The sequence below is a fragment of the Cupriavidus sp. 09_S30 genome, from assembly GCF_056930435.1.
The window spans coordinates 2,754,131-2,767,000 of sequence record NZ_JBXOWI010000001.1 but is presented as its reverse complement, the minus strand read 5'-3'; the positions used below and the strand labels follow the sequence as shown (position 1 = coordinate 2,767,000).

At 66.6% G+C, this 12,870-nt stretch carries 12 protein-coding genes; 4 read left to right on the top strand and 8 right to left on the bottom strand.

All coding sequences use genetic code 11. The features are described 5' to 3' along the window. Nucleotides 1-107 precede the first annotated feature (107 nt). Entirely contained in the window at nt 108-764 is a 657-nt protein-coding gene (locus tag AC1Z3O_RS13090; RefSeq protein WP_483517593.1) for a DUF4136 domain-containing protein, read from the top strand. A gap of 266 nt (nt 765-1,030) precedes the next feature. Continuing rightward, the gene (locus tag AC1Z3O_RS13085) at nt 1,031-3,352 is read left to right on the top strand and encodes an NADP-dependent malic enzyme (RefSeq protein ID WP_483516148.1); all 2,322 of its coding nucleotides are present in this window, start codon (nt 1,031-1,033) and stop codon (nt 3,350-3,352) included. 170 nt (nt 3,353-3,522) lie between these two features. Here AC1Z3O_RS13085 and AC1Z3O_RS13080 read toward each other — a convergent pair whose 3' ends face one another. From AC1Z3O_RS13080 to AC1Z3O_RS13070, 3 genes are all read right to left on the bottom strand, one after another. Continuing rightward, the gene (locus AC1Z3O_RS13080) at nt 3,523-3,768 is read right to left on the bottom strand and encodes a hypothetical protein (RefSeq protein ID WP_483516147.1); all 246 of its coding nucleotides are present in this window, start codon (nt 3,766-3,768) and stop codon (nt 3,523-3,525) included. Nucleotides 3,769-4,054: 286 nt separating this feature from the next. Continuing rightward, nucleotides 4,055-5,023 carry a threo-3-hydroxy-L-aspartate ammonia-lyase gene (locus AC1Z3O_RS13075; protein ID WP_483516146.1) on the bottom strand — a complete coding sequence of 323 codons (969 nt, stop codon included), beginning with the start codon at nt 5,021-5,023 and terminating at the stop codon, nt 4,055-4,057. Next, nucleotides 5,020-5,664 (bottom strand): helix-turn-helix transcriptional regulator, encoded by a 645-nt coding sequence (locus tag AC1Z3O_RS13070; RefSeq protein ID WP_483516145.1) that lies wholly within the window; start codon nt 5,662-5,664, stop codon nt 5,020-5,022. Before AC1Z3O_RS13070 ends, AC1Z3O_RS13075 begins: the two co-directional genes overlap by 4 nt. Before the next feature lie 172 nt (nt 5,665-5,836). Between AC1Z3O_RS13070 and AC1Z3O_RS13065 the strand changes: the two genes are divergently transcribed. Further along, on the top strand, nt 5,837-6,724 hold the full coding sequence (locus tag AC1Z3O_RS13065; protein WP_483516144.1) for a haloalkane dehalogenase: 888 nt from the start codon (nt 5,837-5,839) through the stop codon (nt 6,722-6,724). 367 nt (nt 6,725-7,091) lie between these two features. On the opposite strand, the gene AC1Z3O_RS13060 is transcribed toward AC1Z3O_RS13065, so the two are convergent. The 5 genes from AC1Z3O_RS13060 to AC1Z3O_RS13040 form a co-directional block, all read right to left on the bottom strand. Next, nucleotides 7,092-8,162, bottom strand: a complete 1,071-nt coding sequence (locus AC1Z3O_RS13060; RefSeq protein WP_483516143.1) for a porin — start codon at nt 8,160-8,162, stop codon at nt 7,092-7,094. A gap of 165 nt (nt 8,163-8,327) precedes the next feature. Then, complete coding sequence (gene uraD, locus AC1Z3O_RS13055) at nt 8,328-8,846, bottom strand: 2-oxo-4-hydroxy-4-carboxy-5-ureidoimidazoline decarboxylase (protein ID WP_483516142.1); 519 nt, start codon at nt 8,844-8,846, stop codon at nt 8,328-8,330. Then, nucleotides 8,843-9,793 carry an allantoinase PuuE gene (puuE, locus tag AC1Z3O_RS13050; protein ID WP_483516141.1) on the bottom strand — a complete coding sequence of 317 codons (951 nt, stop codon included), beginning with the start codon at nt 9,791-9,793 and terminating at the stop codon, nt 8,843-8,845. The genes uraD and puuE overlap by 4 nt, the downstream gene beginning before the upstream one ends. Before the next feature lie 62 nt (nt 9,794-9,855). Beyond that, entirely contained in the window at nt 9,856-11,262 is a 1,407-nt protein-coding gene (locus tag AC1Z3O_RS13045) for a nucleobase:cation symporter-2 family protein (protein ID WP_483516140.1), read from the bottom strand. Nucleotides 11,263-11,429: 167 nt separating this feature from the next. After that, nucleotides 11,430-12,173, bottom strand: a complete 744-nt coding sequence (locus tag AC1Z3O_RS13040; RefSeq protein WP_483516139.1) for a GntR family transcriptional regulator — start codon at nt 12,171-12,173, stop codon at nt 11,430-11,432. Between the two features lie 325 nt (nt 12,174-12,498). Here AC1Z3O_RS13040 and uraH point away from each other — a divergent pair, with 325 nt between their 5' ends. Beyond that, nucleotides 12,499-12,852 carry a hydroxyisourate hydrolase gene (gene uraH, locus AC1Z3O_RS13035; protein ID WP_483516138.1) on the top strand — a complete coding sequence of 118 codons (354 nt, stop codon included), beginning with the start codon at nt 12,499-12,501 and terminating at the stop codon, nt 12,850-12,852. Nucleotides 12,853-12,870 lie beyond the last annotated feature (18 nt).

The window sequence follows — 12,870 nt, the reverse complement described above, 5'->3', positions numbered from 1 at the left end:
CAAAACCCCATTGTAGCCAAGGGCCCGGCTGGCGGCCGTGCGGGAATTCGGCGGCAACGGCGCGGTCATAATGCTCAGATCGAGGCAAACGAGAGCGATGCATGATGATGTGGCGGCATAGGGACAAGACAGGGCGCGGTATCGCTGCAGGGCTGGTCCTGCTGGGCGCGCTGCTGCTGGGCGGCTGCGCCAGCACGGTGACCAGCGAGGTCACCGCGTTCCGGCAGGCGGACTGGCCGAACGATCTGCCGCGCACCTACGCCTTTGACAGCGACAAGGCGCGGCAGGACGAGCTCGACCGCCAGACCTACGAGCAATGGCTGGCGCAGACGCTGGCGCCGCTCGGTTTCGCGCTGGTGCCGCGTGGCCAGGCGCGCTACCTGGTCAGCATGGAATACGGCGCCATCCCGACCATGGTCCGCGTGGTCGACACCGCCTATCCCGATCCCTGGTACGGGCCCTGGGGGCCGTACTGGGGACCCTATGGCTACTACCGGCCCTGGGGACCTTGGGGGCCGGGCTATTGGCCGCCCACTACCGTGGTGCGCGATGTGCCGGTGACGGAATCCGTGCTGAACGTGTATTTCAAGGATGCCGGCAGCGGGCGCCGCGTCTACCAGGTGACCGCGCGCCAGCAGACCGAAGGCGGTACCTTGCAATCGGCGATGCCCTACCTGATCCGCAGCGCCTTTGCCAACTTCCCGACGGACGGTGACGGCCGCACGCACCACGTCACGCTGCCGCTGGACAAAGGAGACCAGTAGCGGCAGGCCGCCGACAACTGCGTGCAAATGTCGACAGGGCGGTCTTGCGGCCGGGCGAGGCGCTCCGTCGATTGCACCTGCGCGGGTAAAAGGTGTTTTACCCGAGAAAAAGCCCCTGTTTTGGCCACAGGGGTGGCTTTCGGGGCTATTCGATCGGGGCGCCTGGGCTAAAATGGCTCCTCGATTTTTCCGGCCCTGGCCGCCGGGGACTGTCGCGGCAACGCAGACGGGCCTCGCCGGCAGGGCCTTTTCACCGGACGAGCAGAATGAGCAGCAAGACCAGCGGTGACGCACCGCAACATGCCCCCCACAGTCCTGAGGCGCAGTTGCGCCTGGCCGCGCTGGAATACCACCGCAGCCCGACCAAGGGCAAGATCCAGGTCACGGCGACCAAGCCGCTGTCCAACCAGCGTGACCTGTCGCTGGCCTACTCGCCGGGCGTGGCCTACGCCTGCGAGGAAATCGCCAAGGACCCGTCCACCGCGGCCGAGTACACCTCGCGCGCCAACCTGGTCGCCGTGGTGACCAATGGCACCGCCGTGCTGGGCCTGGGCGACATCGGGCCCCTGGCCGGCAAGCCGGTGATGGAAGGCAAGGGCTGCCTGTTCAAGAAATTCGCCGGCGTCGACGTGTTCGACATCGAACTCGACGCGCGCGACCCGGACCAGATCGTCGAGATCGTTGCGGCGATGGAACCCACGCTGGGTGGCGTGAACCTGGAAGACATCAAGGCGCCCGAGTGCTTCTACATCGAGAAGAAGCTGCGCGAGCGCATGAACATCCCCGTCTTCCACGATGACCAGCACGGCACCGCCATCATTTCGACCGCCGCGCTGCTCAACGGCCTGAAGGTGGTGGGCAAGGATGTCGCCAAGGTCAAGCTGGCCGTGTCCGGCGCCGGCGCCGCCGCGATCGCCTGCCTCGACACCATGGTCAGCCTGGGCGTGCAGCGCGAGAACATCTCGGTGGTCGACTCCAAGGGCGTGATCTACGTCGGCCGCGATGCCAATATGGAGCCCAACAAGGCCCGCTACGCGCAGGACACCTCGGCCCGCACGCTGGCCGACATCGTCAAGGGCGCCGACGTCTTCCTGGGCTGCTCGACCGCTGGCGTGCTGACTGCCGAGATGGTCAAGACCATGGCCGACCGCCCCATCATCCTGGCGCTGGCCAACCCCGAGCCGGAGATCCGCCCGGAAGTGGCCAAGGCCGCGCGCCCGGATTGCATCATCGCGACCGGCCGTTCGGACTACCCGAACCAGGTCAACAACGTGCTGTGCTTCCCCTATATCTTCCGTGGCGCGCTCGATTGCGGCGCGACCAAGATCACCGAGGAGATGAAGCTGGCCTGCGTCAAGGCGATCGCCGATCTGGCCGAGGCCGAGCCGAACGAGGCGGTGGCGGCGGCCTACGGCGGCCGCGAGCTGAAGTTCGGCCCCGAGTACATCATCCCGACGCCGTTCGACCAGCGCCTGATCGAGAAGATCGCGCCGGCGGTGGCCAAGGCGGCGGCGGAATCGGGCGTGGCCACGCGTCCCATCCAGGACCTGGAGGCCTATCGCCAGCAGCTGACGCAGTACGTGTACCACACCGGCATGATCATGAAGCCGGTGTTCACCGCCGCCAAGGCCTCGCCCAAGCGCGTGGCCTACGCCGAGGGCGAGGAGGAACGCGTGCTGCGTGCGGTGCAGGGCGTGGTCGACGAAGGCCTGGCGCGCCCGATCCTGATCGGCCGCCCGCACGTCATCCAGATGCGCATTGAAAAGGCCGGCCTGCGCCTGAAGCCGGGCGTGGACTTCGAGCTGATCAACCCCGAGGACGATCCGCGCTACCGCGCCTACCACGAGGAATACCACCACCTGCGCGCCCGCGACGGCGTTACGCCGGACATGGCCAAGGTGGCGCTGCGCCGCTCCAACACGCTGATCGGCACCATGCTGATGCACATGGGCGATGCCGACGCGCTGCTGTGCGGCACCGTCGGCCGCTTCGAGGCCCACCTCGAGCACGTGCGCGACGTGATCGGCCTGGCCCCCGGCGCCAAGGTGTTCGCGGCAATGAACGCGCTGATGCTGGAGAAGTACACGCTGTTCATCACCGACACCTTCGTCAACGACGATCCCACCGCCGAGGAACTGGCCGCAATCACGCAGCTGGCGGCGGAGGAGGTCTCGCGCTTCGGCCTGCACCCGAAGGTGGCGATGATGTCGCACTCGATGTTCGGCTCCTCGAGCCGCCCGTCGGCGCGCAAGATGCGTGCTGCGCGCGAGATCCTCGCCGCCACCGCACCTCACCTGGAAGTGGAAGGCGAGATGCAGGGCGACGCCGCGCTGGTGGAGGATGTGCGCCGCCACTTCCTGCCGTCGACCAAGCTGGCCGGCAGCGCCAACCTGCTGGTGATGCCGACGCTGGACGCGGCCAACATCGCCTTCAACCTGCTGAAGATCACCGGCGGGCAGGGTGTGACCGTGGGCCCGATCCTGCTGGGCGCGGCCAAGCCGGTGCATATCCTGAACCCGCAGTCCACCTCGCGCCGCATCGTCAACATGACGGCGGTGGCGGTGGCGGAGGCCAACGCCCAGCGTTGATGCGCTGCAGCGCGGCTCGCGCAGCGGGCCGTGCTGCGTGGCCGCAATGTGGCGCCGCGTAGGCACGCGGACATGAAAAAGCCGGACCATCAGGTCCGGCTTTTTTTTGCCCCGGCTGTGCCGTGGCGGGTCGCCTGCCGCAGTGGCAGGCGGCTATGGGGGCACGCGCATCATTGCAGCATGTTGTATTGCTCGCGCATCACCACGATGATCGATCGTGCGGCGGCCAGGCGGCGCGACAGGTCGTCCACCGGCTCCTGCGGAAAGTCGACCTCGGCGCTCCAATTGCAACCGGTGTGGTCGGGGCGATGCGTTCGTACGGCGTGCAACTCGCATTCCCCGCATTCCGGGTTATTTTCAAGACATTGGTTCAGGATGGCCATCAGCTCCGATCGGCTCTTGGCGTAGCGCCGCATGTGTCACCTCGCTTTGGTTGTCCCGGGGCAGTGCCGCGCCGTTCTTCCGCCCCCGCAGGCGGTAGACGGGGCCCATCGCCTGTCGGCGAATCGATGCCCGGGAATCCAATCTAGGCAGGGCGGCAGGTGCCCGCCAATTGAATCGGCCTATGGCGCTTCGGCCTCCGATCCTGCAAATTTGCCATGCTAAGGACCTTGCGGCGCAGCATTCAGGCCGCTCCGAGGCACGCGGCGTGGCCTGCGGAAAGGGGGCGTCAGGCCTGGCGCCGCCCTGCCGCCGCGATGCCTACTGTCCCAGCATCCAGTGCCCGAAGCGTCCCATGTCCACGTTGCCGCCCGAGACGATGATGCCCACGCGCTTGCCACGGATGTCGACCTTGCCGTGCAGTGCGGCGGCAGCGCCCAGGCAGCCGGTGGGCTCGGCGACGATCTTCATGCGGCTGGCGAAGAAGCGCATGGTCTCGATCAGCTCGGCGTCGCTGACGGTGACGATGTCGTCGACCAGCGCGCGGATGACCGGGAAGGTGTATTGCCCCAGATGCTGGGTCTGCGCGCCGTCGGCGATGGTCTTGGGCGTGTCGATATGGACGATCTCGCCGCTGCGCAGGCTGCGCTGGCCGTCATTGCCGGCTTCGGGCTCGACGCCGATCACCTTGCAAGCGGGGTGCAGCGCGCGCGCCGCCACGGCGCTGCCGGACAGCAGGCCGCCACCGCCCAGGCAGACCAGCAGCACGTCGAGCGCGCCGGCATCCTCGAACAGTTCCTTCGCGGCCGTACCCTGGCCGGCCATCACGTGCGGATGGTCGTACGGCGGGATCAAGGTCAGGCCGCGCTCGGCGGCCAGGCGCGCGGCCAGCGCCTCGCGGTCTTCCTTGTAGCGGTCGTACAGCACGACCTCGGCGCCGTAGCCGCGCGTGGCCTCGATCTTCACCGAGGGCGCGTCCTCCGGCATCAGGATCACCGCGCGCACGCCCAGCAGGCGCGCCGAGAGGGCGATGGCCTGGGCGTGGTTGCCGGAAGAGAAGGCCAGCACGCCGGCCGCCTTCTGCTGCGGCGTGAATTGCGCGATGGCGTTGTAGGCGCCGCGGAACTTGAAGGCGCCCATGCGCTGGAAGTTCTCGCACTTGAAATGCAGCGAGGCGCCGGTGGCGGCATCGGCGGTGGAGGAGGTCAGCACCGGCGTGCGGTGCGCCGCGCCGCGGATGCGCTCGTGGGCGGCGGCGACGTCGTCAAACGTGATGGGCAGGGCGGTCATGTGCGGTCTTCCGTGGGCAGGTAGGTGTAGACGGTGGAACGGGCGACCCCCAGCGTCTGGGCCACCTCGGTATAGGCGCGGCGCAGGTTGAGCAGGCCGCCCTGGGCCAGCTCGCGCATGGCCTCGCGCCGCTGGGCCAGCGTCATGCCCATCGGCGTGGTGTTGCGCGCGGCGGCGAAGCGCTCCAGCGCCCCGCGCACGGCCTCTGCGCTGCGCGGCGCCAGCGATTCGCTCACGGGCGGCATGCCGCTGCTGGTCTGGATCAGCTGGCCGAGGCTGGCCGTCACGGCCCCCAGCAGCGAGGTGTCGAGGTTCAGGCAGATGGCGGCCACATACTCGCCCGCGCCGTTCTTCAGCCCGATCGAGGTGCTCTTGGCCGGGCGGCCATCGGGGAAGTGGTTCGGGTAGTTCTGGATGACGTCCGGGTAGGCGGGGTCGGTGATGCGTGCCAGGCCGAGTTCGGTCGCGGGCTCGCCCACCTGGCGGCCTGACAGATTGTTGGCGATGGCGACCACCGCGTGCTCGGGGCGGGTCAGGTCATGCAGCACCACCTCGACCAGCGGGGCCAGTGTCTGGCCTAGCGCCTCGACGATCTTGCGCGCCTCGCGCAGCAGCAGCCGGTTTTCTTCGTCGCGTTCCATGCGTAGACTTTATGTCAATGATTGACGAAGTGTCAATGCGAAGTGCAGCGTCTCTTGCGACGCATCGCCGCTGACCTGTCTATCATGATGCTGCACCACCGAGCCCAGGCACACCTCGCGACCGGGAGCGCCGGATCGCAGCCATCCAACCGCAAGAATGGAGGAGACCACCGTGCCACTCAGTACCGAAGCCTTCGCGCCCAAGCAGTTCGCTACCGTCAACGGCCGGCGCATGGCCTATATCGATGTCGGCGAGGGGGATGCCATCGTCTTCCTGCATGGCAACCCGACCTCTTCCTATCTTTGGCGCAATGTGATGCCGCATTGCCAGGGCCTGGGCCGGCTGGTCGCCTGCGACCTGATCGGCATGGGCGATTCCGACAAGCTGCCGGACTCCGGGCCGCAGCGCTATACCTACGGCGAGCAGCGCGACTACCTGTTCGCGCTGCTCGATCAGCTGGACCTGGGCGAGCACGTCGTCCTGGTGCTGCATGACTGGGGCTCGGCGCTGGGCTTCGACTGGGCCTGCCGGCACCGCGACCGCATGCAGGGCATCGCCTACATGGAGGCCATCGTCGCGCCGGTGACGTGGGCGGATTGGCCGGAGAACGCGCGCCGTGTGTTCCAGGGCTTCCGCTCGCCGGCCGGGGAGGAAATGGTGCTGGACAAGAACACCTTCGTCGAACGCGTGCTGCCGGCCTCGGTGATGCGGCCCTTGGGCGAGGCGGAGATGGCAGCCTATCGTGCTCCGTTTGCCCGGCCGGGAGAGGATCGCCGGCCGACGCTTACCTGGCCGCGGCAGATCCCGATCGAAGGCGAGCCGCCCGAGGTGGTCAAGGTGGTCGAGGACTACGCGGCCTGGCTGGCCGCCAGCCCGGTGCCGAAGCTGTTCATCAATGCGGAGCCCGGCTCGATACTCACCGGCCGGCAGCGCGAGCTGTGCCGTCGCTGGCCCAGCCAGCGTGAGGTCACGGTGAAGGGCTACCACTTCATCCAGGAAGACAGCCCCGATGAGATCGGTCAGGCCGTGGCTGGTTTTGTGCGGGAGTTGCGCGGCTAGCGCGGCGGCGCGCGGGGCAGCTTGGCGGGTTTTCTGCTGCTGGCCTAGGGTGTGTGGCGTGGGCTCTGGCTTGTGGTTGTGGTTTGCGCGCTCAAGGCCAGCGGTGTTGGTTGTTCGGGCCAAAGGCCTGTTTCGACTCCCCCTGCGGGGGAGTCGAAACAGGCTGTTGCCTCGCAGACCCATACCACTAGAGCAGATCGGCCTCCCGCAGGGGGAGTCGAAACAGGCTGTTGCCTCGCTCAACCCACGCCGCTAAAGCAAAGCGCTCAGACCCGCGCCACCCCAAATGAAAAATGCCGCCCAGCCTAAACTGAACGGCATTCCGCCGAGCGGCGAGCCTCTTGTCCTTGCGGCAGAGGAGCGCGCGTCAGAACTTGTGGCGCACGCCAATGCCGAAGGTATCTCCCTGCTCGATGCCGGTGATCTTGTCGTAGAAGTAGGCGGCGTACACGTCGGTGCGCTTGGACAGGTTGTAGTCGTAGGCGATCGCGAAGGTGTTGCGCTTGAAGTTGCCCACGCCGTTCATGGTCTTGTCGTAGGCATACGAGGCGAGCAGGCTGCCGGCCCCGATGGGCACCGAGGCGCCGACCTGGCCGTTGATGTGCTTGATGTCGCCGGTCGGGCCCGCGTTCACATTGGTCTTGATGTACTGGCCCTGGGCGAACAGCTTGACCACCGTGAAGTCATAGGACAGGCCGCCCAGCACCGCGTTCTGCTTGTCGAAGCCGGCCGGCGAGGTGACATCGCCCGGCACCACATTGAACTTGACCTGCTGGAAGGCGATGGTCGCAGCGATCGGCCCGCTGAAGTACATCAGGTTGCCGCCCCACTTGTTCTTGCCCCCATTGCCGGGTTGCTCGCCGAAGGCGTAGATCACGTTCGCGCTCAGGCCGCCGAAGCTCGGCGTCGAGTAGAGCACCGAATTGCTCCAGCCCGAGTCGCCGATGATGCCGGGGTCGTTGACGGTGCCGCTGACGGCCGGGAAGTAGGTATGCCAGATCGCCGGCGAGAAGACGTAGGAGTCGATCAGCGGGTTGAACAGGATGGTCGACAGGAAGTAGGGCGTGGTGTTGCGGCCCAGCTTGACCGTACCGTACTTGTCGTTCTGCAGGCCGACGAACGCGTTGCGGCTGAACATGGAGTCGCCGGGGAAGCGGCCGGAAGCGCCGGTGTCGGTCTGGAAGAAGCCGTTCAGGTCGAAGATGGCCTTGTTGCCTGCGCCAAGGTCCTCGGTGCCCTTGATGCCCCAGTACGACGTCTGCATGCCGCCGGAGTTGGCGACCCAGGCGCGGTTGGACGAGCCGGGGCTCTTGATGCCGCCGACGAACATGTCGGCCTGGCCGTACAGCGTGACGTTGGACTGTGCCATCGCTGCGCCGCTGCAAAGGGTTGCGGCCAAGGCTGCCAGCTTCAGGGCCGGCTTGTACTGCTTCTGCATTGGAAAGACCTCCGTGATTGATCCTGAATCGAACGCGCTGTGTGCTGGCTCCAGCTGGGTTCGGCTTCTCTTCTTCTGATTACGCCGCCTGGACGGTGTCGGATGGGGTCCGGCGGCTTCTTCGTTGTTGGCTCTTGCGCTATTGGGAAGGGCGCGTTTTTTGGCTCAGGCGGATACTAAGTCGTTCAAGCGGAACTGTGCAATGCGATGGATCTGGTTGATGCAAGTTTGCAACTCGGCGGCAGGCTCGTTTTCGAGGCGCTGGCTGAAGGCGGCGATGATGCCGGCGCGGTCGTAGCCGCGCACGGCGAGGATGAAGGGGAAGCCGAATTTCTCGTTGTAGCCTTTGTTCAGCGCCTGCAGCTGTGCGAATTCCTCGGGGCTGCACTGGTCCAGCCCGGCGCCGCTTTGCTCGCGGGTGGACTCGGCGGTCAGCTCGCCGCGCACGGCGGCCTTGCCCGCCAGTTCCGGGTGCGCGCGCACCAGCTTGAGCTGCGCCGCTTCGCCGGCCTTGTCCACCTCTGCACGCATGGCGCCGGCCAGTGCGTCAGGATCGGCGAAGGGGCGGCGCGCGGCCGCGCCCTGCGCGACCCAGGGCGAATGTTCGTAGATGGCGCCGAGCACGTTGACGAACTCAGCCTCGGTCATCGTATTCAACTGGTTCAGGGTATAGGTCTGGCTCATGCTTGCTTGCGGGAAGGGTGGGGGTGGGTCTCGGCCCAGTGGCGGGCAATGTCGACTCTGCGGCAGATCCAGACCTTGTCGTGGCCCTGCACGTAGTCGAGGAAGCGCTGCAGCGCGCGGAAGCGCCCCGGGCGGCCGAGCAGGCGGCAGTGCATGCCGACGGACAGCATCTTGGGGCGGTCCAGCCCGGCGGGGTCGCCTTCGGCGTAGAGCACGTCGAAAGAGTCTTTCAGGTACTGGAAGAACTGTTCTCCGGTATTGAAGCCCTGCGCCGTGGCGAAGCGCATGTCGTTGGTGTCCAGCGTGTAGGGCACCACCAGGTGCGGTTTCTTCTCGCCGCCGCTGACCTCGACCTCGGTCCAGAAGGGCAGGTCGTCGCCGTAGTAGTCGGAGTCATAGAGGAAGCCGCCGTGCTCCACCACCAGGCGACGCGTGTTGGGGCTGTCACGGCCCGTGTACCAGCCCAGCGGCAGGGATCCGGTGAGAGTCTTGATGATCTCCATGCCGATGCGCATATGCTCGCGCTCGGTGTTTTCGTCCAGGCCCTGGTAGTGGATCCAGCGCCAGCCGTGGCAGGCGATCTCATGGCCCAGTTCGACGAAGGCGCGGGTGACCTCGGGATGGCGCTGCAGCGCCATCGACACGCCGAACACGGTCAGCGGCAGGCCGCGCTGCTCGAATTCGCGCAGGATGCGCCAGACGCCGGCACGCGAGCCGTATTCATAGATGCTCTCCATGCTCATGTGGCGGTCGGGGTAGGCCGCCGCACCGATGATCTCGGAGAGGAACTGTTCGGAGCCCGCGTCGCCGTGCAGCACGCAATTCTCGCCGCCTTCCTCGTAGTTGAGGACGAACTGCACCGCGATGCGCGCGCCGCCAGGCCAGCGGGCGTGCGGCGGCTGGCTGCCGTAACCGATGAGATCGCGTGGATAGTGTTGGTCTTTCATCTTTGTTTCTTCACATCAGAGAACGGGCGGGCGCCGGTGGAACCCGCTTGCGCGGGATGCCGTCACTCGGTGCCGTGCGAGTTGGCTGCCGCGTTGCGCATGGCCTCCTCGTGGGATTGGATGCCGTTGTAGAACAGGTTCAGCGCAACGGCGACGATGGTGCCCAGCACGATGCCGCTGTGGGTGAACGGCTCGGTCCACTTCGGCAGGTACTGGAACAGGGTCGGCGCGAGCGTCGGAATCATGCCGAAGCTGATCGCGATCGCGACGATGAACAGGTTGTGGCGGTTGCGGTTGAAGTCGCAGGAGCCGAGGATGCGGATGCCGGTCGCCGCCACCATGCCGAACATCACGATGCCTGCGCCGCCCAGCACGAACTGCGGGACCGAGGCCACCACGTGGGCCATCTTGGGGAACAGGCCGAAGGCGATCAGCACGATGCCGCCGGCCACCGCCACATAGCGCGAACGCACGCCGGTCACCGTGACCAGGCCGACGTTCTGCGAGAACGAGGTGTAGGGGAAGGTGTTGAAGAGGCCGCCGATCACGGTGCCCAGGCCGTCGGCGCGCAGGCCGTTGGTCAGTTCGGCGTTGCTCAGCTTCTTGCCGGTGATGTCGGCCAGCGCCAGGAACATGCCGGTGGACTCCACCAGCGTGATCAGCATCACGATGCACATCGACAGGATGGCGGTGAGCTGGAAGCTGGGCATGCCGAAGTGCAGCGGCGTGATGACGGCCACGTAGCTGGCATCGTTCAGGCCCTCGAAGGACACCTTGCCCATCGCCATCGACACCAGCGTGCCCACGATGATGCCGATCAGCACCGCGCAATTCGACACCAGGCCGCGGCCGTACTTGGTCAGCACCAGGATCACCACCAGCACCAGGCCGGCGATGGCCAGGTTGCTGAGGTCGCCGTAGGCGAGGTTGGGCACGTCCTTGACCACGCCGTCGATGACCGCGCGCGTGGTGGGCTGGCCGCCGCCGGCCCAGTTGATGCCCACGCGCATCAGCGAGAAGCCGATCAGTGTGATGACGGTGCCGGTCACCACCGGCGGGAACAGCCCGAGCATACGGCCCATCAGCGGCGCCACCAGGATGCCGAATAGTCCTGCCGCGATCACCGCGCCGTAGATGCCGAGCAGGCCGACGTTGGGATCGGAGCCGATCGCGATCATCGGCGCGACCGAGGCGAAGGTGACGCCCATCATCACCGGCATGCGGATGCCGAACTTCCACACGCCCAGCGCCTGGATCAGCGTGGCGATGCCGGCGGCGAACAGGTCGGCGTTGATCAGGAAAGCGAGCTGGTCCTTGGGCAGCTTCAGCGCGCCGCCGACGATCAGGGGGACGGCGACGGTGCCGGCGTACATCACCAGGACGTGCTGCAGGCCGAGCGCGAGCAGCCGCCCCGAGGGCAACCGCTCGTTGGTGAGGTCCGTGGGGACCGTGGTGCTTGCGCTAGTCATCGAAGTGTCTCCTCTCCTTTGGTTTGATGGGATGCCACTGCGCCACGGTCTTCCTGGCCGGATCCTGCGCCGCGCATCCTCTGGGGGGACGCTGTGTCGTTAGCAGGAATCGGGCCTTGTCACGAAGGCCGCGCAATACTCGGCGCGACGGCGGGAACGACAAGGCGCTAGGTGGAGCGGCCCAGCACGCTGCGAAGATCGAAATTGCCCGGCTCGTCGGGCTGTACGCGGTCGGCGCAGGCGCCGAGGTGATGCGCCATGCGGGCCTGGGCGAGGGCGGCGTCGCCCTGTTCCAGGGCATCGAGGATTTCCTCGTGCTCGTCGAAGGAGCAGGCGTTGTTGCCGGGCGCTTCGACGCTGGCGATCATCAGCGTGGTGCGCGACACCAGGCGCCGCATCATGTTGACCAAGAGCGCATTGCCCGACAGCTCGGCCAGCGCCGTGTGGAACTCCGCCGACAGCCGGATCCAGGTGGGGCGGTCATGGCTCAGGAAGGCCTGGCGTTCCGCCGCCACCATCTTGCGCAGCGGCGCCACCGCGGCACGTGCGTCGCGCATGCCGGCCACCTTTTCCAGCACGGCGCGCTCCATCATCTGGCGCAGCTCGAACATATCGTGTGCCTCGTCGGTCGACGGGCTGGCGATGAAGGCGCCGCGGTTCGGCTCAAGGTCGACCATGCCGTCGGCGGCGAGGCGGGACAGCACCTTGCGCACGGTGTGGCGCGCGGTGGCATAGATTTCGCAAAGCGAGTGCTCGGTCAGCTTGGTGCGCGGCGGCAGCCGGTGCTCCATGATCGCGTCGTAGATTTCGTGGTACATGCGCTCTTCGACGGAGCCCTTGCGCGCAGGCCGCGATTCGGCCAGGGAGGTGGCGTCTTCGGCGGCGGCAATCAGCTTGAGATTCTTGGACATCGTGGCACCAGCTATCGAGGAGGGAGGGCGTGGCCGCTGGGGTAGCAAGGCAAGGCGACGGCCCGAAAATTGTTGACAATTATTTGGTTATGGCTCCAATATTGTCAACAAAACGAGATCATGTTTTCGACAGGCAAGGGTAATCCCTGGAATCCGCGGGTTATCCCTGATTTGTCAACCGAACCGGTCCGGCGCATTGTCGCCGTGCATCGGTTCAGCGCCGGGATGCGTTGGAAACACGTACCGAGCGGGCATCGTCCTCCCACGGACGGTGCTAGTGAAGGCAGCGGCGCCCCTCACAACCCAAACCCCTAAGGAAGACAGGATGGGACGCTTGACCACCCACGTGCTCGACACGGCAGCCGGTACCCCCGGACAAGGCATGTCGATCACACTCTATAAAATTGTCGACAATCGCCGCGAGACGCTGAAGACCGTCGTCACCAACCATGACGGCCGCTGCGACCAGCCCCTGCTGGAAGGCGAGGCGTTCGCGCCCGGCGTGTACGAACTCGAATTCCACGCGGGAGACTACTTCCGTGCGCGCGGCGTGAACCTGCCGCAGCCGCCCTTCCTCGACGTGGTGCCGCTGCGCTTCGGCATTGCGGATGCAGGCGCGCACTACCACGTGCCGCTGCTTGTCTCGCCGTGGTCGTACTCGACCTACCGCGGCAGCTGATCCGCCAGTACGGGAAAC